Here is a 26514-nt window from a genome sequence, read left to right on the forward strand (position 1 = left end):
AGGGAGCTCGACCGCTTGAACGGACAGGAATTGGTTTCTACTTCACCGCGCCACCCACGCATAGCGAGCGACGCCAATCACTTCGTCCTGACGTTCGAGAACAACCGGTTCGCCAGCGAACTTTTCGGACAGTTCGACCAGAATTTGAAGCTCCTGGAACAGCGGCTCAATATCGATGCGCGGGCACGCGGCAACTCCGTTGTCATCACCGGCGATGTGCTGGCCACCAACCAGGCGCGACGCACGCTCGATTACCTCTATGAAAAACTCCAGAAAGGCGGCAGTGTGGAGCGTTCAGACGTGGAAGGCGCAATCCGTATGGCGGTTGCAGCCGACGACCAACTCACGCTGCCGACGATGGAAAGAAAAGCCAAATTGACGATGGCGCAGATTTCGACGCGCAAAAAGACGATCATCGCGCGAACGCCAACGCAGGATGCCTATATGCGGGCGCTGGAGCGCTCGGAGATGGTGTTCGGAGTCGGTCCTGCCGGTACGGGCAAGACCTATCTCGCCGTCGCCCACGCCGCCCAGCTTCTGGAGCGCGGCGCCGTCGAGAAGATCATTCTTTCGCGACCCGCCGTCGAGGCCGGCGAACGCCTGGGCTTCCTGCCGGGCGACATGAAGGAGAAGGTCGATCCTTATCTGCGCCCGCTTTATGACGCGCTCTATGACATGATCCCTGGCGACAAGGTCGAGCGAGCAATCACCGCCGGCGTCATTGAAATCGCGCCGCTCGCCTTCATGCGTGGTCGCACGCTTGCCAATGCCGCCATCATCCTCGACGAGGCACAGAACACCACGTCGATGCAGATGAAGATGTTCCTGACACGTCTTGGCGAGAACTCGCGCATGATCATCACCGGCGATCCGAGCCAGATCGACTTGCCGCGCGGCGTCAAATCCGGCCTCGTGGAGGCGCTGCATCTCTTGAACGACGTCGAAGGCATCTCGACGGTGCGCTTCAAGGATGTCGATGTCGTGCGCCATCCGCTGGTCGGCCGCATCGTCAAGGCCTATGATGCGACCTATGTGGCGGCAAACGAAGAGGCCAGCCGGCAGGACTGATGGCCGAGCTCGACATACAGATCAGCATCGAGGACACGGGCTGGCCCGCCGAAGATGTATTGCATGCCCTTGGCGAACGCGTGCTGGGAGCAGCCGCCGCCTACCTGCGGGAAGAGGAAAATCAGCCCTTCCCGAAGATGCCGCCGGAAGTTTCGCTCGTCTTCACCGACGATGCCTCCATTCAGGACATCAATGCGGAATGGCGCGGCAAGGACAAGCCGACCAACGTCCTGTCGTTTCCGGCCTTTCCGGTCAAACCCGGCAAAACGCCAGGCCCGATGCTCGGCGATATCATCATTGCCAGGGAGACGGTGGAACGCGAAGCGCAGGAGCTCGAAAAGAGTTTCGACGACCATTTGACCCATCTTATGGTGCATGGTTTCTTGCATCTGCTCGGCTACGACCATATTAATAATGACGAGGCCGAAATTATGGAGGGGCTCGAGACTCGCATTTTAGCAGTGCTCGGCCTATCTGACCCCTACGAGGGTCAAGACCTTAAAATGGAACCATGAGCGAATTTTCAACGAAGCCGGCGTCAGACGCCAACGACTCCGACCAATCCTCCTCTTCAGACGAGGGTGGTAGTAGTCGACACCGACCGCAATCCTTCTGGTCGCGCGCAGCGCGCATGCTAAGGCCGCAACACGGCTCACGACTGCGCGAAGACCTTGCCGATGCGCTGATGACCGACCCAGCTGCTGCCGATGCCTTTTCGCCCGACGAGCGGGCGATGCTTCACAATATCCTGCGCTTCCGTGAAGTGCGCGTCGCCGACGTGATGGTGCCCCGCGCCGATATCGAGGCGGTCGACCAGACTATCACCATCGGCGAACTGATGATCCTCTTCGAGGAAAGCGGCCGCTCGCGCATGCCCGTCTATGCCGAAACGCTCGACGATCCGCGCGGCATGGTGCATATCCGCGACCTTCTCTCCTATGTCGCCAAGCAGGCGCGCAATAAGCGCCGCAGCAGCACCAAGCCTGCAGCAGGTGCGCCTGCAATAGACGTATCGCCGGAACATATCCAGAAGGCGCCGCGCTCGGCCAAGCCGAATTTCGACCTCGGACGCGTCGACCTGCAGAAGACGCTCGCCGAAACCGGCATCATCAGGCAGATCCTCTTCGTGCCGCCCTCCATGCTGGCATCCGACCTTCTGCGTCGCATGCAGGTGAACCGCACCCAGATGGCGCTGGTCATCGACGAATATGGCGGCACTGACGGCCTCGCCTCGCATGAAGACATCGTGGAGATGGTGATTGGCGATATCGACGACGAACATGACGATGAAGAAGTCATGTTCAAACGCGTTTCGGAAGACGTCTTCGTTGCCGACGCCCGTGTCGAGCTCGAAGAGATTGCCGAAGCCATAGGCCCGGATTTCAACATTAGCGAGCAGATCGACGAGGTCGATACTCTGGGTGGTCTGATCTTCTCGGCGCTCGGACGCATCCCCGTGCGCGGTGAAGTCGTGCAGGCGCTGCCGGATTTCGAATTCCATATTCTCGATGCCGATCCGCGCCGCATCAAGCGGGTGCGCATCACCCGCAAGCGTCAGGCAATCCGCCGCCGCGCCAAGACAGACGGCGATGGACCACCGATTGGCGAAGGAAACGACGAGCGGCCGGCGGAATCCACGGCAAACTGAACGTTCCGTAAGACGACAAGCGCACGCTTTTTTGAAAGACTGCGATTGGATTGATTCGCGGCTTTGATGGGAGTGGGCATGGAGCGGCTTGCGGATAGGATTATCCTCGTCTGGGGTTTAAAACGGTCAATGCTTGCGATCGCAGCAGGCGCCTTTGCCGTTTTGGCGCTGCCTCCCGTCGGCTTCTTCGCTGCGATGTTCGTTTCCTTCTCCCTGCTCGTCTGGCTGATCGATGGGGCGGCTGCCTCGCCGGAAAGCAGCCTTCCCGGCAGGCTCTGGCCGGCATTTGTCACCGGCTGGCTGTTCGGCTTCGGCTATTTCGTAGCCGGACTCTGGTGGCTTGGGCATGCGCTACTGATTGATTCAGAAGAGTTTGCCTGGGCTTTGCCACTCGCAATCCTCGGGCTCCCAGCCTGCCTTGCCATCTTTTATGGGTTGGCGACTGCCCTTGCCCGTATCTTCTGGTCGGATGGCATGGGCCGGATTGCGGCACTTGCTGCCAGCTTCGGCCTGCTTGAGTGGGTACGCAGCTTCATCTTTACCGGCTTCCCCTGGAACGCCATCGGCTACGCCATGATGCCCATGCCACTGATGATGCAGTCCGCGCATGTGATCGGCACTATGGGGGTGACGGCTCTCTCGGTCTTCGTCTTCGCTGCCCCGGCCCTCGTTGGAACCCGACAGGGAGCGAAACTCGGTATCGGTCTCGCGGTCACGCTCTTTGCGGCGCATCTCGGCTACGGTGCCTATATTCTCTATCTCACGCCGAAACCCGAGGCTTTACCCGAGGACAAGCGGCCTGTCGTTCGCCTTGTGCAGCCGGCGATCGATCAGACCGCCAAGATGGACAATGATGCAGATCGCGAAGCGATCTTCGAGACCCATCTCAAGCTTTCGGCGGCGCCCCCCAAGGAAGGTGGCAAGAAGCCTGACATCATCGTCTGGCCGGAAACCTCGATCCCGTTCATCCTCACCGATAATAAGGATGCGCTCACGCGGATTGCCGATACGCTCGACGACAATCAGATCCTGATCGCGGGAGCCGTGCGCGCCGAAGAACTCGGCCCCGGTTATGCCACCCGCTATTATAATTCGATCTATGTGATCGACGGGCGGGGGCAGATCGTGGCCGCTTCGGACAAGGTGCATCTCGTTCCCTTCGGCGAATATCTTCCCTTCGAGGATACGCTGAATGCGTTCGGTATCCAGAATGTGGTGGAAATGCCGGGTGGTTTTTCGGCCGCCGCCAGCCGTCATCTGCTTGAGCTTCCAAACGGGCTGAAATTCTATCCGCTCGTCTGCTACGAGATCATCTTCCCCGAAGAAATGACAGGCGACATCGATGCAGCGAACGCCATCCTCAACATTACGAATGACAGCTGGTTCGGCTCGACACCAGGTCCTTACCAACATTTTCAGCAGGCCCGCGTACGGGCGGTCGAGACCGGTCTGCCGCTGATTCGCGATGCGAATAACGGAATTTCGGCGGTTGTAGACGCGCGCGGCGAAATCGTTTCAGGTCTAAAATTGGACCAAATTGGCTTTATTGATGCAACTCTCAATGGATTCGAAAAAAACAATGGAAGCCCGCACCCCCGCCAAACGTACTTCTGGTTGACTGAAACGTTACTGATAATCATCGCGCTAATTTCACGCAGGGGTTTTATTTTCGGGTTGAATTGACCAAAAACCCCTAAAATTGCATAGTGGTAACAATCGGCGTTAGTGACGTATGCTTCAACGTGGGTTATCGCGACTTGCAACGTGGCGTTACGGAATGAGGTCAGGGCATGCCGGTTAGAACAAGGTTGAATTTTTCTTTGCTAGGGCACGACCATGATTGAGAATAAGAAGAAGCCGAATCCTATCGACATCCATGTCGGTAGCCGTATTCGACTTCGCCGTACCATGTTGGGCATGAGCCAGGAGAAGCTCGGCGAAAGCCTCGGCATCACCTTTCAGCAGATCCAAAAATACGAGAAGGGTACCAACCGCGTTGGCGCCAGTCGTCTCCAGAACATTTCAAGCATCCTCAATGTGCCCGTTTCCTTCTTCTTCGAAGATGCTCCTGGCGAACATTCCGGTGCCTTGACCGGCATGGCGGAGACCTCGAGTTCGAACTACGTCGTCGACTTCCTCTCCTCTTCAGAAGGACTCCAGCTCAACCGCGCATTTGTGAAGATCACCGACCCCAAGGTTCGTCGCAAGGTCGTCGAACTGGTGAAAGCGCTGGCCGCAGAAGCTGACTCCGACTGAGCCTCCCCCACGCTAGGGAAAACTCGAAGGCGGCCGAAAAGGCCGCTTTTTTGCGTTTTTGGGGCAAAATTTGTCACTTCGCCGCAGATATAAAGATATATTTATGTCCTTCTGTGCTTGTCATTCGAGCACGAACTGAGTACCTACTAGGCTGCTTTTGTTCTTTGAGGGGAATCCCGGAATGCGCGCGAATTATCTCTTTACCAGCGAATCTGTTGCCGAAGGTCACCCGGACAAGGTGTGTGACCGCATCTCCGACGAGATCGTCGATCTGGTCTACCGCGAGGCGGCAAAGACCGGCGTCAATCCGTGGGGCGTGCGTATTGCCTGCGAAACCCTCGCGACGACCAACCGCGTCGTTATTGCCGGCGAAGTTCGCCTGCCGCCGAGCCTGATGAAGAAGGACAAGGACGGCAAGGACGTCATCAACCCATCGAAGTTCAAGGCTGCTGCCCGCCGCGCCATCAAGGACATCGGTTACGAGCAGGACGGCTTTCACTGGAAGAAGGCCAAGATCGACGTGCTGCTGCACTCGCAGTCGGCCGACATCGCGCAAGGCGTGGACAGCGCCGCTGACCAGCAGGGTGACGAAGGTGCTGGCGACCAGGGCATCATGTTCGGCTACGCCTGCAAGGAAACGCCCGACCTCATGCCGGCGCCGATCTATTATTCTCACAAGATCCTTCAACTCCTCGCCGCTGCCCGCAAGAAGGGCGAGGGCGAAGTCGCCAAGCTCGGGCCCGACGCCAAGAGCCAGGTCACCGTACGCTATGTCGACGGCAGGCCGGCAGAAGTCACGTCGATCGTTCTCTCCACCCAACATCTCGACGAAAGCTGGGATTCGAAGAAGGTTCGCAGCGTCGTCGAACCCTATATCCGCGAAGCCCTCGGCGACCTGAAGATTGCCGACGATTGCAAGTGGTACATCAACCCCACCGGCAAGTTCGTCATCGGTGGCCCGGATGGTGACGCCGGCCTCACCGGTCGCAAGATCATCGTCGATACTTACGGCGGCGCTGCTCCGCACGGCGGTGGCGCATTCTCCGGCAAGGACACGACCAAGGTCGACCGTTCGGCTGCCTATGCGGCACGCTATCTCGCCAAGAACGTCGTAGCCGCCGGCCTTTCCGATCGTTGCACGATCCAGCTCTCCTACGCCATCGGCGTCGCGCAGCCGCTGTCGATCTATGTGGACCTGCATGGCACCGGCAAGGGTGTTTCCGAGGATCAGGTCGAAGCCGCGATCCGTCAGAACATGGATCTGTCGCCGTCGGGTATCCGCCGTCATCTCGATCTCAACAAGCCGATCTATGCCAAGACATCGGCTTACGGCCATTTCGGCCGCAAGGCCGGCCGCGACGGCTCGTTCTCCTGGGAGCGCACGGACCTCGTGAAGGCGCTCAAGGATGCCGTCAGGACCAAGGCTGCTGCATGACGGATATGGAACGCCGGAGCCGGACGACCGAAGCATTTTTCGGTCGCCGCAAAGGAAAGGCTCTGCGTGAGCAGCAGGCCGAAAGGCTCGCTACCCTGCTCCCGGCATTCATCGTCGATCTGTCAGCGGCTCCCCCAGAGCCGCTGAAGACGCTTTTTCCTGTTGCGGTCGACAGAATGCGGCTGGAGATCGGCTTCGGCGGCGGAGAGCATCTCATCCACCGCGCGCTGGAAACTCCCTCGACAGGATTTATCGGCGTCGAGCCGTTCATAAACTCCATGCAGAAGCTGCTGGCGCGTGTCGATGAAACGGGCGCGCGCAACGTGCGCGTCTACAACGACGATGCGACGCAACTTCTCGACTGGCTTCCCGATAGCTGTCTCGATCAGATCGACCTGCTCTATCCGGATCCTTGGCCGAAACGGAAGCACTGGAAGCGGCGTTTCGTCTCGAAGACCAATCTCGACCGTTTCCACCGCGTGCTGAAGCCGGGGGGGCTTTTCTGCTTCGCCTCCGACATCGACACCTATGTAAACTGGACGCTGCTGAAATGCCTCGAGCATGGCGGCTTCGAGTGGACAGCAGAGAATGCCGCCGACTGGCTCACGCCCTATCAGGGCTGGCCGAGCACCCGCTATGAAGCCAAGGCCCGCCGTGAGGGTCGTTCCTCAGCCTATCTCACCTTCAAACGCGTCTGATCTGTCTTGGCATAGATGCCGGGCAGCATGCCGTCTCAATCGCCACTGCGCTGTTGAAGACCGCATCGCCACGGCGTTCGAAACAACCGATAATGGGGTCGCCTTTGTCGGTGCGAGTTTTTCAAGGATCGAGAGGAACGCCGGGCTGTCGAGCGATAGCGCACGGTTCTAACCAGCTCTGCGGGAGATAGGATTCGGATAGGAGGCCAATATCGCATCGGCTGCAGCTTCCGCGTCGCCGAAAATGGGGAAACGCTGGAAGGCGGCTATATGCATGGGCAAGGGGCTAGCAAGGGGCCCCTCACGTCGCCCATTATCATTCTTCAACATGCATTCTGCCTCGCGGCAGGCCGGTCATGGTCAATGCAGGCTGACCGTCTTCAGCTCGTCTTCAGCAGCCTTGAAGAAGGTGCTCGAGCGGTTATCCGTCAGCAGGATCGGCGTACCATCGGCGCCGAACAATGCCCAGAGATCAACGCTCGGATCGATATCCGGCGCCTCGGGGAAGCACTTGGCAACCTCCTCGGTGCGTATTTTGCGGATATAGGCGACCTCGCCATTGCCGATGCCGGCAAGTTCGGACTTGGTCAGACGCGACGTGGCTTCTTTCATCAACATTCCTGTTCCTCCGGGAGAAGGGACCAACGGTTCAATAAACCGTTGTGCTACTGTGAAACCGAAATGTTAATTTTCTTGACCATGCGCGCCGGTTCCGGTCGAATTAGATCGACCGAAAGCAGACCGTTCTTGAGGCTTGCGCCCAAGACCTGCATGCCGTCTGCGAGCACGAAGGTGCGCTGGAACTGCCTCGCGGCGATGCCGCGGTAGAGATAATCGCGCTCGCCCTGATCGATCTGGCGGCCACGGATCAGAAGCTGGTTTTCCTCAGTTGATACGTCGAGCTCTTCTTCGCTGAAACCGGCGACGGCAAGCGTAATGCGAAGCCGTTCAGGTGCGTCGTGAGCGGCGGCGATACGTTCGATATTGTAGGGTGGATAACCGTCGCTTGCCTTGGAAATCCGCTCAAGCGTCTTTTCCATAGCGTCGAAGCCCAGAAGCAGCGGGCTGGCGAAAGGGGTGATGCGGCTCATCTTCCAAAGTCCTTGATGCAAGCGACCTTTCCGGACCTCATATGCAGCATCCGGGTACGCCCAATATGGGAACGACGGTTGCCCGCTGCAAGGCGTGACGGCGGTCGGTCCAGACATCTCACATTTTAAGGCAAAGCCGCATGAGATCGCTTCCTTGACAAAGGGCGCGAGGCCTCGCATCAAAACAAGCCCGGCGCGATGTGCTGATTTGCGACGGGAGCGTGAAGACAATGAGAAGGTGCATGCTGTAGCGACGCGCACCAGAGGATGGAACGATTCGGATGGCAGAACCGAGAAAGATCATTATCGATACCGACCCTGGCCAGGACGATGCCGCCGCGATCATGCTGGCCTTCGGCAGCCCGGAAGAACTTGACGTGCTGGGCATCACCACCGTCGCCGGCAACGTGCCGCTGGCTCTGACGAGCCGCAATGCACGCATCATCTGCGAGCTTTGCGAACGGACCGACATCAAGGTCTTTGCCGGCGCCGACCGGCCGATCGCGCGCAAGCTGGTTACCGCCGAGCACGTGCATGGCAAGACAGGCCTTGACGGCCCGACCCTTCCCGAGCCGACGATGCCGCTGCAGGCGCAGCATTCCGTCGACTTCATCATCGAAACGCTGCGACGCGAGCCGGAAGGCACTGTCACGCTCTGCACGCTCGGACCGTTGACCAATATCGGTCTGGCTTTCCAGAAGGCGCCTGATATCGTTCCGCGCATCCGGGAATTGGTGATGATGGGAGGCGGTTTCTTTGAAGGCGGCAACATCACACCGGCGGCCGAGTTCAACATCTATGTCGATCCTGAGGCCGCCGATATCGTGTTCCACTCAGGTGTGCCTGTTGTCATGATGCCGCTTGACGTCACACATCAGCTTCTGACACGCAAGGATCGGGTGAAACGTATGGCCGATATCGGCACGGCACCCGCCAAAGCGATGGTGGAGATGCTGGAATTCTTCGAGCGCTTCGACGTCGAAAAATACGGCTCGGACGGCGGCCCGCTGCACGACCCGACGACGGTCGCCTACTTGCTGAAACCCGAGCTCTTCAAGGGCCGGGAGTGCAATGTCGAGATCGAGGTGAAATCGGAACTGACGGTCGGAATGACCGTCGTCGACTGGTGGCACGTGACCGACCGCAAGCGTAATGCGAAGGTCATGCGCCATGTGGATGCCGACGGCTTCTTCGATCTCCTGATCGAGCGCTTCGCGCGAATCTGATCCGCCATTATCCAACGGAAGCAAAAAGGCCGCTGAGCGGCCTTTTTCAATTGTCAGATGTTCCGCTCCTTCAGGCGTCCTTCTCGTCAAGCACGGAGTTAGCATCTGCTTCGACGATTTTGGGGCCGCCCTTTGCAACGCCGACCATGGCCGGGCGCAGCACGCGCTCGCCGATGGTGAAGCCTGCCTGCACCACCTGAACAACTGTGTTGTTCGGCACTTCAACATTCGGCACTTCGAACATCGCCTGATGGAAGTTCGGGTCGAACTTCTGGCCGACCGGCTCCAGCTTGCGAACGCCGTGACGCTCGAGAGCCGAAAGCATGGAACGTTCGGTCATCTCGACACCTTCGATCAGCGTCGTCAGGCCGGCATCGGCAGTAGCCTTGGCTTCCGGCGGAATAGCATCGAGCGCGCGGCGCAGGTTGTCAGAGACGGCCAGCATGTCGCGGGCGAAGCCTGCGACAGAATAGGACTTGGCGTCCTTGACCTCGCGCTCCGTGCGGCGGCGCAGATTGTCCATTTCGGCAGCGAGCCGCAGATAGCGGTCGCGCAGTTCAGCATTTTCAGCCTTCAGAAGCTCAAGCGGATCAGGTTCACTCGCAGCAGCTTCCTTCACGGCTTCATTCTCGACGTTTGCGGCAGCTTCGGCTGCGGCTTCCGCTGCAGCTGCGTCAGGTCCGTTCTGCGTCGTTTCATCGGTCATGACGGTCTCCGGTTGGTGTCTTCTCAGATGCGCCCGATATCGATGTTTGGCCGGAAAAAATCAAGTCTGCGTGACGAAGAAGCGAAAATTCGAAGCAGTTCTGTGAAATATTTCAAAGAGAGCCGCGTGAAAGGCGCGAAACGAGCTGGGCGGTATAATCGACCATCGGGACGATACGCGAATAATTGAGTCGCGTCGGGCCGATGACACCAACCGCACCAACAATGCGGTCATCATCATCGCGATAGGGCGCGACGATCAACGAAGAGCCTGACAGCGAGAAGAGCTTGTTCTCTGAGCCAATGAAGATACGCACACCCGGTCCGCTTTCGGCAAGATTCAGGAGCTCGATCAAGCTGTCCTTCTTCTCGAGATCGTCGAAAAGCAGGCGCAGCCGGTCAAGGTCTTCGGCGCCGCCTACACCTTCCAGCAGGTTTGCGCGGCCGCGGACGATGAGCTGCGCAGGCTTGGTCTCGTCCGAACTGCCAGCCCAGACGGCAACGCCGCGTTCAACGAGATCCCGCGACAGCGCATCGAGCTCGTGGCGAACTTCATCTTTCAGCCGGCTCAGTTGCAGGCGCAATTCCGGCAGCGTCTGGCCAGTCATGTGCGCGTTGAGGAAATTGGCGGCCTCAGTAAGCTGCGAAGAAGTGACACCCGCGGGCAGTTCGATAATGCGGTTTTCGACCTGATCGTGATCGCCGACAAGCACAGCCAGCGCCTTGGTCGGCTCCAGGCGGATGAACTCGACATGTTTCAACACCGGATCGCTCTTGGAGGTAATGACGAGGCCGGCGCCGCGCGAAATGCCCGACAGCATGCGGCTTGCCTCGTTCATCATCGATTCCACGGGATTGTCGCGGCTTTCGGCCCGCACCTGGCGATCGATGCTGGCACGCTCTTCAGCCGAGAGATCGCCGACCTGCATGAAGGCATCGACGAAGAAGCGTAAGCCCACCTGGGTCGGCAGGCGGCCAGCGCTGACATGTGGTGAATAAATGAGGCCGAGCTCTTCCAGATCGCTCATGACATTGCGCACGGAGGCTGGCGACAGCGACATGGGCAAGAGGCGCGACAGATTACGGGAGCCGAGCGGCTCGCCATGCTCCAGATAGCCTTCAACGATGCGCCGGAAGATTTCCTTCGATCGTTCATCCAGCGCAGCCACGGCATCCGAAATTGATGTCGACCTGTAGCTCATGAACTTTTCGCACCCGCACTGAACGATATTCAGAAAATATAGCCAATCTCACCCCCGTGGCAAAAGGGAATTTGCAAATGCACGCAGCCAATCGTAGAAGCGGGCGACGATACAATACATGCATGACATAACCCGGGAAGCGCTGACGTTTTTCGGCATCATGTTTCAGGAGAAGAGAATGCGGCCTTCAGGCAGAAAAACCGACCAGATGCGCAAGGTCTCCTTCGAGCGCAATTTTTCGAAGCATGCGGAAGGCTCCTGCCTAGTAAAGTTCGGCGACACACACGTGCTCTGCACAGCAAGCCTGGAAGACAAGACGCCGCCGTGGCTGCGCAATACCGGCAAAGGCTGGGTCACCGCCGAATACGGCATGCTGCCGCGCGCAACGGGCGAACGCATGAAGCGTGAAGCTGCTGCCGGCAAGCAGGGCGGCCGCACGCAGGAAATCCAGCGCCTCATCGGCCGCTCGCTGCGCGCCGTGGTCGACCTGACCGCGCTCGGTGAACGCCAGATCACGCTCGACTGTGATGTCATCCAGGCCGATGGTGGCACGCGCACAGCCTCGATCACTGGTGGCTGGATCGCGCTTTATGACTGCCTGCGCTGGATGGAAACGCGTAATATGATCAAGGCCGACCGTGTCCTGAAGGATCATGTTGCAGCGATCTCCTGTGGCATCTTCGCCAACCAGCCGGTCATCGACCTCGACTATCTCGAAGATTCCTCGGCCGAGACCGACGCCAACTTCGTCATGACTGGGGCTGGCGGCATCGTCGAGATCCAGGGCACGGCAGAAGGCACGCCTTTCAGCGAAGAGGAATTCTCCTCACTGATGGGTCTTGCCAAGTCGGGCATTGCCGAACTGGTGGACCTGCAAAAGCAGGCGATCGCCTGAGGCCAACCGTTCTGGCCTATCCATGAATTTTTCCTTGTCCCCGTCTCGGGGGCGAGGCGGACCGAGAGGCGGCAATGGCGCAACCCATCGAAGGCATTCTTGAAACCGCGCTTTACGCTGCCGATCTCGATGCGGCCGAAGCCTTTTACGGAAATGTGCTCGGCCTTGAGAAGATTACGCGTGCCGGCAACCGCCATGTGTTCTTCCGTTGCGGGCCGAGCGTATTGCTGATCTTCAATCCGGAGGAAACGGTGAAGCCACCAGCGCCTGATAGCTTGCAGGTCCCGCCGCATGGCGCCGTCGGAAGGGGCCACGCCTGTTTCAGGGTTTCGGGAGATAATCTCGATGCGATGGCGCAGAAGCTGAAAGGTGCCGGCATCGCCATCGAATCCGAGGTTCACTGGCCGCGGGGCGGTCGATCCATTTATTTCCGCGATCCCGATGGCAACAGCCTGGAATGCGCGGAGGCAAAAATTTGGGGAATGGAATAAGGATATTTTATGCGTAAGCTCGAAACCAAGACCATTGTCGTCGCCAGCCATAATCAGGGTAAGATCCGCGAGATCCAGGATCTGATCGGGCCACTGGGCTTCACCGCCAAATCCGCGGCAGAGCTCAATTTCATCGAGCCCAAGGAAACGGGGACCACCTTCGAAGAAAATGCTACGATCAAGGCGCTTGCCTCGGCTCAGGCCTCCGGTCTTCCGGCGCTTTCTGATGATTCCGGCCTCGTCGTGGATGCGCTCGGCGGTGACCCGGGCGTCTACACCGCCGACTGGGCAGAAACCGGTAACGGCACCCGCGATTTCAACATGGCCATGGAAAAGGTCGAGAAGGCATTGGAAAACGCTGGGGCAACGAAGCCCGAGCAGCGTGCCGCCCGCTTCGTCAGCGTACTCTGCCTTGCCTGGCCGGATGGGCACACCGAACTGTTCCGCGGCGAGGTGGAAGGTACGGTCGTCTGGCCGCCGCGTGGAACGCAGGGCTTCGGCTATGATCCCGTCTTCCAGCCAGAAGGCTATAATGTGACTTTCGGCGAGATGAGCGCGGAGGAAAAACACGGCTGGAATATCGGCAAACCGCAGGCTCTGTCGCACCGCGCGCGTGCCTTCAAACTCTTTGTCGAAACCTGCCTGGAAGCATAAGGCCACGCTTTGAACATGATCGAATCGCCTGCGCTGACGCGCGATGCAAAGCTTTTGCCCGATACCGGCGAGCCCGGTTTCGGGGTCTACGTGCATTGGCCCTTCTGCGCGGCGAAGTGCCCCTATTGCGATTTCAACAGCCATGTCCGCCATCAGCCGGTCGATCAGAAGCGCTACGTCGCCGCCTTCCTGAAAGAGATCGTCAATGCCCGTCTGATGAGCGGGCCGAAGACTGTGACCAGTATCTTCCTTGGCGGCGGCACGCCGTCGCTGATGAAGCCGGAAACCGTCGATGCGATCATGAACGGCATCTCGCGGCACTGGCATGTGCCTGACGGTATCGAAATCACGATGGAGGCCAATCCTTCGAGCGTCGAGGCGGAACGCTTCCGCGGCTATCGTGCCGCCGGGGTCAATCGCGTATCGCTCGGCGTGCAGGCACTGAATGATCGCGATCTCAAATTCCTTGGCCGGCTGCACGACGTCGCCGACGCGCTGAAGGCGATCAGGCTGGCGCGCGACATTTTCCCGCGCATGTCTTTCGACCTGATCTATGCCCGGCCAAACCAGACGGTCGAGGAATGGGAGCGCGAACTCAAGGAGGCGATCTCCTATGCGGTCGACCATCTCTCGCTCTATCAGCTCACCATTGAGGAAGGCACGCCCTTCTACGGCCTGCAAAAGGCCGGAAAGCTGATCGTGCCTGATGGGAACCAGTCTGCCGCACTCTATGAGGCCACGCAAGAGATCACCGAGCGCGAAGGGCTACCGGCCTACGAGGTGTCCAACCACGCCCGGCCCGGTGCGGAGAGCCGCCACAATCTCACATACTGGCGATACGGCGATTATGCCGGCATCGGCCCCGGTGCGCACGGCCGCCTGACCCGCGGGGCTGAGAAGATCGCCACTGCGACGGAGCGCAAGCCGGAAGCGTGGCTGGACCTCGTCGAGCGCGACGGACACGGGATCATCGACGAGGAGCGTCTCGGATTCGAGCAGCAGTCCGACGAATTGCTGCTGATGGGTCTGCGTCTCAAGGAAGGTGTCGATCTTGCCCGCTGGCAGCAACTTTCCGGCCGCGATCCCGATCCAAAGCGCGAGCACTTTTTACTGGAACACGGCTTTATCGAACGGATCGGCAATTCGCGCCTGCGCTGCACGCCGGCCGGCATGCTGATCCTCGATTCCGTCGTCGCGGATCTCGCCTGCTGAGACACGTCAGGCAGCGCGTCTCTTGCCGAAAGAAGCGAGCCTTCCATCGATCGCCGCAAGGCCGACAGCGATCAATACCATACCGATCAGATGCTTGAACTGCAGCTGCTCGCCGAGCGCGACTGCGCCGAGCAGGATTGCACTCACCGGGATCAGGAAGGTCACCAGCATCAGATTGGTCGCGCCCGCCGTCGCCAGGATGCGGAAGAAGAGCACATAGGCCACGGCAGTCGAGAGGATCGCCAGGCCGAGCAGTGCAAGCCAGGTTTCGGCAGAAGGCATTGCAAGCGTCCAGGGCTCATCGACGACAAGCGCGATCGGCAGCATCAGCACGGTTGAAGCGGTCACCTGTCCGGCAGCCGGAATAAGCGGGGCATGGCCCATGCGCCGGAAGCGCCGGCCCCAGATACCGGCGAGCGAATAGGAAAGGGCCGCCCCCAACACCGCGACCTGGGCAAGCACGTTCGAGCCGAGATCCCTCAAGGCATCGAAACCGATCATATAGGCGACGCCCGCAAAGCCGACGATCACGCCAACGAGACGGGTTGCCGTCAGCTTCTCATCGGCCGTCAACACATGGGCGACAACGACGGCGAAAAGTGGCGTCGTGGCATTGAGGATCGACGCGAGGCCGCTCGCGATATGTGTCTGGCCCCAGACGATCAGGCAGAAGGGGATCATATTGTTCAAGAAACCCATGCCGAAGAAAGCGATCCAGCTCTGCCGGTCGTGCGGCATGGTGTGGCCCATGGCGCGCACGATCAGATTGAGCGCGATGGCAGCGAGCAATACGCGCCCGGTCACGATGGTGAAAGGCGGCAACGCCCTTACGAGAAGGCCGTTGAAGAAGAAGGAGCCGCCCCAGAGAAGCGACAGCACGATTAGCATGGCCCATTCTGCAGCTCCCATCGACTTCTGAATGGACATGATATCTCCCTTGTCGAGTTTCTCTAAAGCGTTCTTTCCAGCTTACCTGTGTGGATTTGCCAGGTACGCTGGTTTTTATTAGGATATTTTGCAGCTGACAAACGAGCTTTTCTGCCTATATGATTGAGTTTAACTAAAACATGGCCGGTCCTCTACCCTCCCTGTCGGCGCTGCGTGCCTTTGAGGCGACGGCGCGTCATCTGAGCATGACGCAGGCAGCGCATGAGTTACACGTCACGCCAGGCGCTGTCAGCCTGCAGATCCGCGATCTCGAAGCTTCGCTTGGCGTGTCTCTGTTCGAGCGGCGAACCCGGCAGATTCTGCTGACGCCGGAAGGCCGAGACTATTTTGCAACCCTGCGCACAGCCTTCCAGCTCGTGCGCGAGGCGACGGCATCGCTGACCGCACGGCGGCGGGGCAATGCGGTGGCGCTCACCTGTACCGCGGGTTTTGCGACACATTGGTTGCTGCCGCGACTTCAACGGTTCGAGGACACGCATCCTGATATCGATGTGCGCATAAGCGCCTCCCATCGCATGTTCGATTTCGAGCGTGACGGGATCGACCTCGCCATCCGCCACGGGCTCGGCGCCTACGAGGGCTTGATTAGTGAGCGATTGGTGGATGACGAGCTTGTACCAGTCTGCACGCCAGTGATTGCAGCGACGCTGGGCGCCGATCCTTCACCCGATCAGCTCGCAGAATATCAGCTCATCCACGACGTCTACCGCCGCGACTGGCAGCTCTGGCTGGCCGCAGCTGATGCCACCAAGGTGGATGCCTCTCGCGGGCCGATCTTCAGTGACGGCAACGGCGCCTTCGAGGCGATGAAATCGGGCTTCGGCGTGGCGCTGATGCGCCGCTCCTTCATCGAGAAGGAACTTGTCGAGGGCCGGCTTGTCGCGCCATTTCCGCTGGGTCTGACAAGCAAGCTTGCCTACCACCTAGTGTATCCGGGCACTGCGCTGGAGCGCCCGGCGGTCGCTGCCTTCCGGCGCTGGCTGCTGTCGGAGGCGAAGGCCTAATCCCTGCTGGTAGCGCCTGACTTGAACAGGCTGCCCGTTGGCGTCTTGAGGAACATCTCCAGCGGAATATGCTCCTGATGAAGGAAGCCGCTGGCTGGCAGCAGGCCATCGCGGACCATCTCGATGACGGCGACGACGGACGCGGATGTGGTCCAGGCGATCGCCGTGCGCCGGGCGCCGGCAATTTCGATCGGGTAATAGGCGCGCACGAACTCCTTCCGCCGCAGCGCGCCATTGATCGTTCCTTCGGCCGCGACGTGCACGTAGACGACGTCGTCATCGACCGGCGGCTTGGCGTTGGTCAGGATTTCGCCCGCGAGCTGGCGTTTGTCACGCATAAGCAGCTCATGGAAGAAGAAATTCATCAGCTCCATGTGGCCGGGATAACGCATCGTCTTGTAATCGAGGTTATCGACCTTGCCGAGCATGGTGTCGCACATGGTGCCGAGGCCGCCAGAAGTTGTGAAGGCTTCCAGCTTGACGCCGTCGACATAGATGGTCTCGTGCCATTCCATTGGCGAGACGAGTTTGCGCACGCCGCCCTCGATGACCTCGCAATCATTCAGATATTCATTGACCACACCTTCGGGCGACCAGTTGAAGGCATAACCCAGAAGCCCGGTCGGGTTCTGCGGCAGAGCGCCGACGCGCATACGGATCGAACGGCAACGATCGAAACCATCGGCAAGGCTTGCACCGACGATGCCGACGAAGCCCGGCGCCAAGCCGCATTGCGGGGCCATCAGGCCACGTGCGGTCTTGGACAGTTCGATGATGAAATTGGTGGTCGGTACATCCTCAGTCAAATCGAAATAGTGGATACCGGCAAGATGGGCGGCCCGTGCCAGTTCGCTATTCAGATGATAGGGCAGGCAGGACAGGACCGCCTCGACGCTCGACAGCAACTCGCCAATGACCGATGCATTCGTGATATCGCCGGTCCGGCATTTGAAGGGCAGTTCACCGATGGGCAAGTGCGCATCGACGCCGATGACCTCGAAACCACCCTCATGCAAAAGCGTCGCCGCCAGCCGCCCGACCTTGCCAAGGCCGACCACGGCAATCCGTTCAAAACTCATCGATGTCTCCTCCCAAGCGCCGACGTTTTCATCGGCGCAGTTTTCTCAAGTGGAGGCTGTATAGAATAAAAACCTTATAAAAGAAAACAGCCGGGATCGCTCCCGGCCGTCGAATCGCAGTGGCAATCCACCGCCTATTCGTTGATGAGGCGCTTCAGAAGCTCGATCTCATGCGAAAGTTTCGTGTCTCCGGCGATCAGTTCCTCGATCTTGCGCACGGCGTGCAGAACCGTCGTATGGTCGCGCCCGCCAAAGCGGCGACCGATCTCCGGGAAGGAGCGCGGCGTCAGCGTCTTCGACAGGTACATCGCAATCTGGCGCGGCTTGACGATCACACGCGTGCGACGGTTCGAAACCAGTTCCTGGCGCGAGACGTTGTAGTGACGCGCGACGATACGCTGGATGTCCTCGATACGCACACGACGCGGCTCACCAGAGCCGACGAGATGGGCCAGCAGTTCATCCACGCGCTCAATCGACAAGTTCGGCTCGAAGGAGCGGCGGAAAATCAGCTGATTGAAGGCGCCTTCCAGTTCGCGACCACTCGCCGTGATGTTGCGCGCGACGTGCTGCAGCAATTCGGCGGGGATTTCCAGTGATGGATCTTCGAGACGTGCAGCCGCCAGACGACGCTTGAGGATTTCGAGACGCATCTCGTAATCGGGAGCATCGAGCTCGATCGCCACGCCGCCCTGCAGACGCGAACGGACGCGCGGATCGAGCGATTCCAGCTCCCACGGCGCACGGTCGGCCGCGACGACAACCTGCTTGGCGCTGTCGAGCAGCATGTTCAACAGATGGCAGAACTCATGCTGGATCATCTTGCCCTGCAGGAACTGCATGTCGTCGATGATTAGAAGATCGATGTTGCGCAGCGAGTCCTTCAGCGTCAGCGCATCATTATCGCGGATCGCCGTCGCGAAACGCCACATGAAGTATTCGGCCGTCAGATAAACGACACGCAGACCACGCGGGTTCTGCACTGCGGCATTGGCGATCGCCTGCAGCAGATGGGTCTTGCCGAGACCCACGGTCGCATGGAGGAAGAGCGGGTTGAAGCGCACGGCGCCCTGACCTGCTTCCGCAATGGTCTTTGCGGCGGCGAGCGCTACGCGGTTGGAGCTGCCCTCGACGAAGGTGTCGAAGGTGAAGCGGGAATCCAGCGGCGAACCAAAAAGCGGCGAACCTGCGCTTGCCGGACGGGCCGCGGCGGCCACCGAAACGGCCTGTTGGACGATCTGCCCCGCCGGCTGAGCAGATGCCGGACGGCGAAGCTGCGTCGGCTGGGCAGCCGGCTCGACGGAAACCGCCTCATCCAGCGCCTTCAAGCCGGTACGCGTCGCCGTGCGTACAAGGATTTCTACCTTCAGGATTTCAGAATCTTCGGCCTGGAACAGGCTGGTGATGAGATCGAGATATCTGTTGTTGATCCACGACTTCAGAAAAGTGGTGGGAACGGAGAGACGAACGACACTCTTGGAAATCGAATGGAGCTTGAGCCGCGCAAACCAGCTTGCATAGACGTCGGGACCAACCTTTGCCTTCAGACGCGCACTGACGCGTTCAAAGAGAACGCCATGCTTCATCTCACCCTTTTCATCCGTCGCGCTCAGGTGAATGGAACCGAAAGACTGCGGTGCAGCTTCCCCGTTATCCAGCGCACCCGTCGTCATCGAATTCATCTGCATAATGCCGCCTTTCATTTCCTCGGGCGGTCATTCACTGACAGCCGCCCGATTATTCCCCGCTTTGACAAAGCCGACGCCACCCTCATGAGCCGCCCGCATGCCGGTTCACTCAAACACCGTCCCTTTCGGGACCAACACAAAAACCATTCGGTGGCCGCGCTCATGCGACAACCGTCACAAATTCCCTATGTCAGACCAGCGGTCGATCCTCGTTTTCCGCCCGCCAGCCCGAACGCAATGTTACTTTCCCCCTGCCCTTCTCCTTCGCCCTCGCGTAAAACGTGTGGCTCTGGAGAGCACAAGACATCCCGTCCCGTGACAGCCACGTCACGGTACAATGCCGTCGAGTGCGTGAGAAAACGGAAGCTGTGCGCTCCGTCGCAAGTGACACAGCGCCATCATTCTGCCGACATGGCAGTTTGGACTGACTTCTGCAGATGATGTCCGCGCCCTTTGCTGGAAGCCATTTAGGCAGGATCAAAAGGCAAGATCAACGATGAATTTTACGCAAAATTAAGAAGCGGCCATTGACTCCGGCGAGGCATTTAGGGCGTCACACCAACGTCAAAAAAGAATCGCTTTTGAATCAAGGAGATTCCCCGACTGGGCTATTTTGGACACGCATAAAAAGAAAAAAGAAAAAATCTTCTTGACTCATTTGATGCCGAGGGTTGCGTGACCAGAGTCGCAAGCTTTAAAAAGATCCTTGCGTAACTTATTGTTTTTCAACAGTTTTTCCTGTCATGCCCCTGACACGAAATCGTCGCCGAATTAACTATATCCGAGGTAGGGGCCGGAATCGAAAAAGCCCGGTAAAATTACCGGGCTAATCATAACGAGCAATTCGTTAATGAGATATTCAGGCGGTCGCAGAAGCCGAAAGGGCCTTCACACGAGCAGCGAGGCGCGAGACCTTGCGAGATGCCGTGTTGGCGTGCAGGACGCCTTTGCTTGCGGCGCGTGCCAGTTCCGGCTCAGCAGCGCGGAATGCTTCCTTTGCCTTGGCGGCATCACCGGCGGCGAGTGCCTCTTCGACCTGGCGAACATAGGTACGAACGCGCGAACGGCGAGCCTTGTTGACTGCGGTACGGCGAGCGATCTTGCGGGTCGCCTTTTTCGCCGAAGTTGTATTGGCCATGGATGCCTCTCTCAAGAATTCGAACAAACTCCGCCATTGCCGCGCTGGCCCTGCGGCCGCTCAATTCAGCAATACAGGAGCATTAGTGGAAAACCTGAGGGCTTTCCGAACCGTGGGCGGGCATATAACGCTAAAGCTCACCCACGTCAACGCGCATTTTCAAGGAAAAGCCCCTTTCCGCACGCAGCGCTTACCTGTTCTTGAAGACCGGTCTGCGCTTTTCGATGAAGGCGGCCATGCCTTCTTTCTGATCCTCGGTCGCAAACAGGCTCTGGAAGAGACGGCGCTCGAAACGCAGGCCCTCTTCCAGCGTCGTTTCGAAGGCGCGGCTAACGGCCTCCTTTGCCATCAGCACCGACGGGCGAGACAGCGATGCGATCCTGGCGGCGGCCTCCAGTGCCTCATCCATCAGCCGCTCGGCAGCAACCACACGCGATACGAGTCCCGCGCGCTCCGCTTCGGCCGCATCCATCATCCGCCCTGTCAGGATCAAGTCCATCGCCTTGGCCTTGCCGACCGCCCGCGTAAGGCGCTGGGAGCCACCGATGCCTGGAATGACGCCGAGAGTGATCTCCGGCTGGCCGAACTTCGCCGTCTCCGAGGCAATGATGAAATCGCAGAGCATGGCGAGTTCGCATCCGCCACCAAGCGCAAAGCCGCTGACCGCGGCGATAATCGGCTTGCGGGCCTTGGCGATCTCGTCCCAACCGCTGATGAAATCGCTCTTATAGACCTCCGCGAAATCGAGCGGCTGCATTTCCTTGATATCGGCGCCGGCGGCAAAGGCCCGCTCGGAGCCAGTCAACACGATCGCGCCGATCGCCTCATCTTCATGAAAGGCCGCATAGGCCAGCTTCAATTCCTTAAGGACGATCGAATTCAGCGCGTTCAACGCCTGTGGTCGGTTCAGCGTGATCAGGCCGACATTGCCGCGGGTTTCGACGATCAGGGTTTCATAGGCCATGGCGCTCTCCTATTTCTGGCAGGTGGCGCAATAGAAGGTGGAACGGCCAGCCTGCACGATGCGCGAGACCGTACCGCCACAGCCGGGCGTGCGGCAAGCCAGACCTTCGCGATCATAGACGGAAAAGGAGTGCTGAAAGTAACCGAGCGAGCCATCCGTCTGGATATGGTCGCGCAGCGACGAACCGCCAGCAGCAATCGCATCGGCGATGACATCGCGGATGGAGGTCACAAGCAGGTTCAGCGCCTCCTTCGGCTTGCCGGTTTTCGTCACAAGCGTACCGGCTGCACGCATCGGCGACAGATGCGCCCGCCACAGCGCCTCGCAGACATATATATTGCCGAGCCCGGCGATGTTCTTCTGATCCAGCAGCGCGCCCTTCAACGGCTGGGTTTTGCCGGCGAAACGCTCGGCCAGAAAAGCGGCAGACAGATCGTTGCCGGTCGGTTCCGGCCCGAGGCCGAACAGAAATGGATTGGCATCGAGCTCGGAGCGGTCGGCGATGTCCATGAAGCCGAAGCGGCGCGGGTCATTATAGATGACGCGGCGCGGGCCGCCCTCTCCTTGCAGATGGAAAATAGCGTGATCGTGCTTCTCATCCTTGAAACGCTCGCGGTGAAAATCACCAGGGATGGCCGTCAAAGGTCCCTGTTCGATCCGAAAGGAGCCGGACATGCCGAGATGGGAGATGATCGTCTTGCCGCTATCGAGATCGATCAGCAGATACTTGGCCCGCCGTCCGAGGCCGATGATCGTGCGGCCGGACACCTCGTTCTCGAACCCCTCCGGAAAAGGAAAGCGCAGGTCGCCACGGCGCAATTCCAGTCTTTCGATCCGCGCGCCCTCCATTGCCGGCGTCAGGCCACGCTTCACCGTTTCGACTTCTGGCAATTCCGGCATCTTAACCCATCTATATCTAACGTGTTTCAACCGCCCGCGATGTGCGCTATAGCGCCAACGTGCCGCGGGCGGACCGTGGCCCACAGATAGCGCCGCGCCCTCGCTTTCGCTATGGTCGCCGGGCCGAATTCTTGATGTGAACGGAGTAACTTGATGTCAGACAGCCGGACCTCCGCCGATGGCGGCATGGAAACATCCTACGGCTTCCGTGAAGTGCCGACCGGTGAGAAACAGGGTCTCGTCAACGAGGTCTTCCATAAGGTCGCCAAACGCTACGACATCATGAACGACGTCATGTCGATGGGCATGCATCGCGCCTGGAAAGATGCGATGATCGCAGCGCTGAACCCGCGCAAGGAAGCGGGTTACAAGGTGCTCGACGTCGCCGGCGGTACCGGCGATATCGCCTTCCGTATCGTCGAAGCCTCGAACCGGCAGGCGCATGCCACCGTTCTCGACATCAACGGCTCGATGCTTGCTGTCGGCGCCGAGCGGGCAGAAAAGAAAAAGCTTTCGGACAATCTCACCTTCGTCGAGGCCAATGCCGAGGACCTTCCCTTCCAGTCCAACAGTTTCGATGCCTATACGATCGCCTTCGGCATTCGCAACGTACCACGGATTGAGGTGGCGCTCTCGGAAGCCTATCGCGTGTTGAAACGTGGCGGACGGCTGCTCGTGCTGGAATTTTCGGAGGTCGAGCTGCCGATTCTGGACAAGGTCTATGATGCCTGGTCCTTCAATGCCATTCCGAAATTCGGCAAGGCTATCACCGGCGATGCCGAGCCCTACCAGTATCTCGTGGAATCGATCCGCAAATTTCCGAACCAGGAGAATTTCGCGGCGATGATCCGCATGGCCGGCTTCTCGCGCGTGACCTACACCAATTATACCGGCGGCATCGCAGCGCTGCATTCCGGCTGGAAGCTCTGATCCGCATGAGTGCTTTCGGGGCATATTTCAGGCTCGTAAGGGTCGGCTGGATTCTGGTGCGCGAAGGCGTCATTTCGGCGCTGCCTTCGGAAGGTCTGCCGCCATCCGTCAGCCTGGCAAAATCCTTTGTCGGCATGTTTGCGCGCAATCGCAGCAAATATAAGAAGCGCAGCGATCGCCTGGCACAGGCCGTCGAGCGGCTCGGGCCGTCCTATGTGAAGATCGGCCAATTCCTCGCAACGCGTCCCGATGTCGTTGGCGTCGAGTTCGCCGACGACCTGTCGCAGCTTCAGGACCGGATGGCCTTTTTCCCGGCAGCTGCTGCCAAGGCCAATATCGAGGGCTCGCTCGGACGGCCAATCAGTGATCTCTATGCGAGCTTCGGAGACCCGATTGCCGCTGCCTCCATCGCGCAGGTGCATGCAGCCGAGGTCAATACGCCACAAGGACCCAAGAAGGTCGCCGTGAAAGTCGTGCGACCGGGTGTCAGGGCGCGATTTGCCCATGACATCGAGGCGATGTACCTCGTTGCCCGCATGCAGGAACGCTTCATGCCGGGGAGCCGCCGCCTGCGGCCGGTCGAGGTGACGAAGACGCTGGAACAGACTACCAAAGTAGAGATGGACCTGCGTTTGGAAGCCGCCGCGCTTTCGGAGATCGCCGAAAATACCGAAAGGGATCCGGGCTTCCGTGTACCGAAGGTCGACTGGGAGCGCACCGGGCGCGACGTCATCACTATGGAATGGATCGATGGCGTTAAGATGTCTGACGTCGAGGGCCTGCGCGCCGCCGGCCACGATCTCAACAAACTTGCCGATACGCTGATCCAGTCCTTCCTGCGCCACACGCTGCGCGACGGCTTCTTCCATGCCGACATGCACCCGGGCAATCTCTTCGTCGACTCCAGCGGCATGATCGTCGCCGTCGACATGGGCATTGTCGGGCGCCTCGGGAAGAAGGAACGCCGTTTCCTCGCCGAGATCCTCTATGGCTTCATCACCCGTGATTACATCCGGGTGGCGGAGGTGCATTTCGAGGCAGGCTATGTGCCCGGCCACCACAATGTCGAGAGTTTTGCCCAGGCAATCCGGGCGATCGGCGAGCCGATCCACGGCCAGCCGGCCGAAACGATCTCCATGGGCAAGCTGTTGACGCTGCTTTTCGAAGTGACCGAGCTCTTCGACATGCAGACGCGGCCCGAACTTGTGATGCTGCAGAAGACGATGGTTGTCGTTGAAGGCGTCTCGCGCATGCTCAATCCGCGCTTCAACATGTGGAAGGCGTCCGAACCGGTCGTCGGCGACTGGATCAAGAACAATCTCGGCCCGAAGCGCATCGTCACCGATCTCAAGGACGGGCTGAAGGCGGCCGTAAAGCTTGCCGAAGCGGCACCTGAAATTGCCGCCCAGACCGAGAAATTTCACCATCAGCTTCTGCATATGAGCGAGCACGGGCTGCGCTTCGATGATCACACGGCGGAGGCCATCGGCAAAGCGGAAGCGCGCCACAATCGCTCGGCCAAGATAGCCCTCTGGATCATTGCGCTCACGCTTCTCTATATTGCCTGGGTAATGAGCTGATCGGGAACCGGCAAAAGCATGATGTGTTCGGCATTTGGGATATCCCGCCAGACGTAAGGCTCGCTTAGTCTCGCCTCCATGGAGATGAGCACATGAAGCACGAACGCCCCGGAATCGAACTTAGCGGCCAGCCACTGAGCTTTGCCGAGATGGTCAGGATCGGCTCCGGCAAGGTTGCACTTTCAGCATCGGCGATCGGCATGCAGCGGGTGAAGACCGCGCGCACGATCGTCGAAGATGCCATCGAAACCGGCATGCCGGTCTATGGCGCGACCACGGGTGTGGGCGCCATGAAGGATGTCGAATGGTCACCGGAGGATCTCGACGCCTTCAATCTCGGGCTCGTACGCGCCCATCACTTCGGCACCGGCACACCCTTTTCCTGCAATGTCGTGCGCAACGCCATGGCGATGCGCGTCAATACGGCGCTGACGGGCCAGGTCGGATGCACACCTGAGTTGATCGAAGCCTATATGCGGATGCTTTCGGCCGACCTCATTCCGGTCGTGCGCCGCACCGGTTCCATCGGCTGTGCCGATATCGGCCTCATGGGCCAGATAGGCGCCGTGCTGACCGGCGTCGGGGAAGCGGTCTATCGCGGCAATCGCATGCAGGCGGCCGAAGCCTTCCAGGCAGCCGGCATGGAGCCGGTTAAGATGGCGCCGCGCGACAGCCTTGCCTCGCTCAGCGTCAATGCCGTCAGCTTCGCAGCTGCCGCCGAAACGACACGCAATGCCGCGGCTTCGATCCGAGTGCTGCTGGCAACCGGCATGATGGCCTCCGGCGCGCTTGGTGCATCGCGTGATCCCTGGCGGGCAGTGCGCCATGTCGGTACGGCGCGGGAAGCTTTGATCGGTTCCTGGCTTTGCAACGCCTCCGAGGATTGGGAATGGCCGGTCGCAACCCATGTGCAGGATGCGCTGAGCCTGCGCATGATCGCCCAGGTCTTCGGCGCCGTCATCGAGAATCTGCTCTCGACTGGCCATAAGATCCTCGCCGCCACAGGTCGTTCCGATGACAATCCCGTCGTCGTCGAGGGACGGGTAATGACTTCGGGCGGCTCGCTGCCGCTGGATGTGACGATCCTGCTGGAATCGGCAGCGCTTTGCATGGCGCACGCGGCGCGCAATGCCTTCAATCGCTGCGTCCTGCTCGGCAACGGCCAGCGGCGTGACTTGCCGGTCAATCTCGTGCCGCCTGGTCGCATCGCCACCGGTTTCGGGCCGATCATCAAGCTTGCCGGCGAAATCTTCTCGCGCGTGCTCTCCATGTCGAACCCAGTCTCCGCGCAATCGCTCGTCGTTGCAGCCGGTCTTGAGGACGAGGCGGCCTTCCTGCCGCTCGTCATCGAACGTTTCGACCGGCAGATGCGGGCGCTGAAGCGTCTGGCGGCGCTGGAGGCCCTGCTTTCGGCACAAGCGATCGATATCATCGGCGACACGCCGAAGGGCGTGGCCGGCATGCTCTACGAGGTCGTGCGCAAACATGCGGCCTTCTATACCGTCGACCGGCCGCTATCTGCTGAGGTCGAGGCGATCGAGGAGGAACTCGGCTCGGATGAATTCCTCTCCAAGTTGATCGAGCAGGTGCCGATTGCCTCTTTCGACGATTTCTTCGCGCTCGGTTCACTCGAGCGTATCGAGGAGCGACTGACGCAGGAAACGGTCATCATCTGAATTCAGACCCATCGGGGGAGAAGCGG

General features: G+C 59.6%; 26 protein-coding genes. 16 read left to right on the forward strand and 10 right to left on the reverse strand.

The features are described 5' to 3' along the window. The first annotated feature begins 15 nt into the window (after positions 1–15). The 7 genes from FHX08_RS15400 to FHX08_RS15430 all read left to right on the forward strand — a co-directional run bounded on the left by FHX08_RS15400 (position 16) and on the right by FHX08_RS15430 (position 7105). Positions 16–1068, forward strand: a complete 1053-nt coding sequence (locus FHX08_RS15400) for a PhoH family protein (protein WP_132652879.1) — start codon at positions 16–18, stop codon at positions 1066–1068. After that, positions 1068–1583 (forward strand): rRNA maturation RNase YbeY, encoded by a 516-nt coding sequence (ybeY, locus tag FHX08_RS15405; protein ID WP_132652880.1) that lies wholly within the window; start codon positions 1068–1070, stop codon positions 1581–1583. The genes FHX08_RS15400 and ybeY overlap by 1 nt, the downstream gene beginning before the upstream one ends. Further along, complete coding sequence (locus FHX08_RS15410; protein WP_132652881.1) at positions 1580–2716, forward strand: hemolysin family protein; 1137 nt, start codon at positions 1580–1582, stop codon at positions 2714–2716. The genes ybeY and FHX08_RS15410 overlap by 4 nt, the downstream gene beginning before the upstream one ends. Positions 2717–2794: 78 nt before the next feature. Next, entirely contained in the window at positions 2795–4399 is a 1605-nt protein-coding gene (gene lnt / locus FHX08_RS15415) for an apolipoprotein N-acyltransferase (RefSeq protein WP_132652882.1), read from the forward strand. A gap of 153 nt (positions 4400–4552) precedes the next feature. After that, the gene (locus FHX08_RS15420) at positions 4553–4972 is read left to right on the forward strand and encodes a helix-turn-helix domain-containing protein (protein WP_112541825.1); all 420 of its coding nucleotides are present in this window, start codon (positions 4553–4555) and stop codon (positions 4970–4972) included. 181 nt (positions 4973–5153) lie between these two features. Then, a complete protein-coding gene (gene metK / locus FHX08_RS15425; RefSeq protein WP_132652883.1) occupies positions 5154–6407 on the forward strand; it encodes a methionine adenosyltransferase in 1254 nt (417 codons plus the stop codon). Beyond that, a complete protein-coding gene (locus tag FHX08_RS15430) occupies positions 6404–7105 on the forward strand; it encodes a tRNA (guanosine(46)-N(7))-methyltransferase TrmB (protein ID WP_132652884.1) in 702 nt (233 codons plus the stop codon). Before metK ends, FHX08_RS15430 begins: the two co-directional genes overlap by 4 nt. Positions 7106–7465: 360 nt before the next feature. Here the strand turns inward: FHX08_RS15430 and FHX08_RS15435 are convergent, their stop codons facing one another. Together FHX08_RS15435 and FHX08_RS15440 are read right to left on the reverse strand one after the other, a co-directional pair. After that, positions 7466–7723 (reverse strand): DUF1150 family protein, encoded by a 258-nt coding sequence (locus FHX08_RS15435; RefSeq protein WP_112565322.1) that lies wholly within the window; start codon positions 7721–7723, stop codon positions 7466–7468. A gap of 47 nt (positions 7724–7770) precedes the next feature. Beyond that, positions 7771–8196, reverse strand: a complete 426-nt coding sequence (locus FHX08_RS15440; RefSeq protein ID WP_132652885.1) for an Hsp20 family protein — start codon at positions 8194–8196, stop codon at positions 7771–7773. A gap of 281 nt (positions 8197–8477) precedes the next feature. Here FHX08_RS15440 and FHX08_RS15445 point away from each other — a divergent pair, with 281 nt between their 5' ends. Then, positions 8478–9422, forward strand: coding sequence for a nucleoside hydrolase (locus FHX08_RS15445; protein WP_132652886.1), 945 nt, complete (start codon positions 8478–8480; stop codon positions 9420–9422). Between the two features lie 70 nt (positions 9423–9492). On the opposite strand, the gene grpE is transcribed toward FHX08_RS15445, so the two are convergent. Together grpE and hrcA are read right to left on the reverse strand one after the other, a co-directional pair. Next, positions 9493–10128: a nucleotide exchange factor GrpE gene (gene grpE, locus FHX08_RS15450; protein WP_132652887.1), complete on the reverse strand. Its 636-nt coding sequence runs from the start codon at positions 10126–10128 to the stop codon at positions 9493–9495. Between the two features lie 112 nt (positions 10129–10240). Beyond that, positions 10241–11329, reverse strand: coding sequence for a heat-inducible transcriptional repressor HrcA (hrcA, locus tag FHX08_RS15455; protein ID WP_132652888.1), 1089 nt, complete (start codon positions 11327–11329; stop codon positions 10241–10243). Positions 11330–11507: 178 nt separating this feature from the next. Here hrcA and rph point away from each other — a divergent pair, with 178 nt between their 5' ends. From rph to hemW, 4 genes are all read left to right on the forward strand, one after another. Next, positions 11508–12224, forward strand: a complete 717-nt coding sequence (rph, locus tag FHX08_RS15460) for a ribonuclease PH (RefSeq protein ID WP_132652889.1) — start codon at positions 11508–11510, stop codon at positions 12222–12224. Positions 12225–12298: 74 nt separating this feature from the next. Beyond that, positions 12299–12715, forward strand: coding sequence for a VOC family protein (locus FHX08_RS15465; protein WP_132652890.1), 417 nt, complete (start codon positions 12299–12301; stop codon positions 12713–12715). 9 nt (positions 12716–12724) lie between these two features. After that, on the forward strand, positions 12725–13369 hold the full coding sequence (gene rdgB / locus FHX08_RS15470) for an RdgB/HAM1 family non-canonical purine NTP pyrophosphatase (RefSeq protein ID WP_132652891.1): 645 nt from the start codon (positions 12725–12727) through the stop codon (positions 13367–13369). Positions 13370–13384: 15 nt separating this feature from the next. Then, positions 13385–14581: a radical SAM family heme chaperone HemW gene (hemW, locus tag FHX08_RS15475; RefSeq protein WP_409527396.1), complete on the forward strand. Its 1197-nt coding sequence runs from the start codon at positions 13385–13387 to the stop codon at positions 14579–14581. A 6-nt stretch (positions 14582–14587) separates the two neighbouring features. Here the strand turns inward: hemW and FHX08_RS15480 are convergent, their stop codons facing one another. Next, positions 14588–15508 carry a DMT family transporter gene (locus tag FHX08_RS15480; protein ID WP_132652893.1) on the reverse strand — a complete coding sequence of 307 codons (921 nt, stop codon included), beginning with the start codon at positions 15506–15508 and terminating at the stop codon, positions 14588–14590. 140 nt (positions 15509–15648) lie between these two features. On the opposite strand from FHX08_RS15480, the gene gcvA reads away from it, so the two are divergent. Continuing rightward, the gene (gene gcvA, locus FHX08_RS15485; RefSeq protein ID WP_184327294.1) at positions 15649–16533 is read left to right on the forward strand and encodes a transcriptional regulator GcvA; all 885 of its coding nucleotides are present in this window, start codon (positions 15649–15651) and stop codon (positions 16531–16533) included. Here the strand turns inward: gcvA and FHX08_RS15490 are convergent. From FHX08_RS15490 to mutM, 5 genes are all read right to left on the reverse strand, one after another. After that, the gene (locus FHX08_RS15490; protein ID WP_132652895.1) at positions 16530–17612 is read right to left on the reverse strand and encodes a saccharopine dehydrogenase family protein; all 1083 of its coding nucleotides are present in this window, start codon (positions 17610–17612) and stop codon (positions 16530–16532) included. The genes gcvA and FHX08_RS15490 overlap by 4 nt on opposite strands. 134 nt (positions 17613–17746) lie before the next feature. Next, positions 17747–19300, reverse strand: a complete 1554-nt coding sequence (gene dnaA / locus FHX08_RS15495) for a chromosomal replication initiator protein DnaA (protein WP_132652896.1) — start codon at positions 19298–19300, stop codon at positions 17747–17749. An 859-nt stretch (positions 19301–20159) separates the two neighbouring features. Then, on the reverse strand, positions 20160–20438 hold the full coding sequence (gene rpsT / locus FHX08_RS15500; RefSeq protein ID WP_132652897.1) for a 30S ribosomal protein S20: 279 nt from the start codon (positions 20436–20438) through the stop codon (positions 20160–20162). A gap of 190 nt (positions 20439–20628) precedes the next feature. Further along, positions 20629–21402, reverse strand: coding sequence for an enoyl-CoA hydratase (locus tag FHX08_RS15505; RefSeq protein WP_132652898.1), 774 nt, complete (start codon positions 21400–21402; stop codon positions 20629–20631). A gap of 9 nt (positions 21403–21411) precedes the next feature. After that, positions 21412–22302 carry a bifunctional DNA-formamidopyrimidine glycosylase/DNA-(apurinic or apyrimidinic site) lyase gene (gene mutM, locus FHX08_RS15510; protein ID WP_132652899.1) on the reverse strand — a complete coding sequence of 297 codons (891 nt, stop codon included), beginning with the start codon at positions 22300–22302 and terminating at the stop codon, positions 21412–21414. 153 nt (positions 22303–22455) lie between these two features. On the opposite strand from mutM, the gene ubiE reads away from it, so the two are divergent. The 3 genes from ubiE to FHX08_RS15525 all read left to right on the forward strand — a co-directional run bounded on the left by ubiE (position 22456) and on the right by FHX08_RS15525 (position 26488). Beyond that, complete coding sequence (gene ubiE / locus FHX08_RS15515) at positions 22456–23232, forward strand: bifunctional demethylmenaquinone methyltransferase/2-methoxy-6-polyprenyl-1,4-benzoquinol methylase UbiE (RefSeq protein ID WP_132652900.1); 777 nt, start codon at positions 22456–22458, stop codon at positions 23230–23232. A gap of 5 nt (positions 23233–23237) precedes the next feature. Beyond that, on the forward strand, positions 23238–24812 hold the full coding sequence (gene ubiB / locus FHX08_RS15520) for a 2-polyprenylphenol 6-hydroxylase (RefSeq protein ID WP_132652901.1): 1575 nt from the start codon (positions 23238–23240) through the stop codon (positions 24810–24812). A gap of 92 nt (positions 24813–24904) precedes the next feature. Then, a complete protein-coding gene (locus tag FHX08_RS15525) occupies positions 24905–26488 on the forward strand; it encodes an aromatic amino acid lyase (protein WP_132652902.1) in 1584 nt (527 codons plus the stop codon). Positions 26489–26514: the final 26 nt, after the last annotated feature.

The sequence above is a fragment of the Rhizobium sp. BK529 genome, from assembly GCF_014194105.1.
GTDB lineage: Bacteria > Pseudomonadota > Alphaproteobacteria > Rhizobiales > Rhizobiaceae > Rhizobium.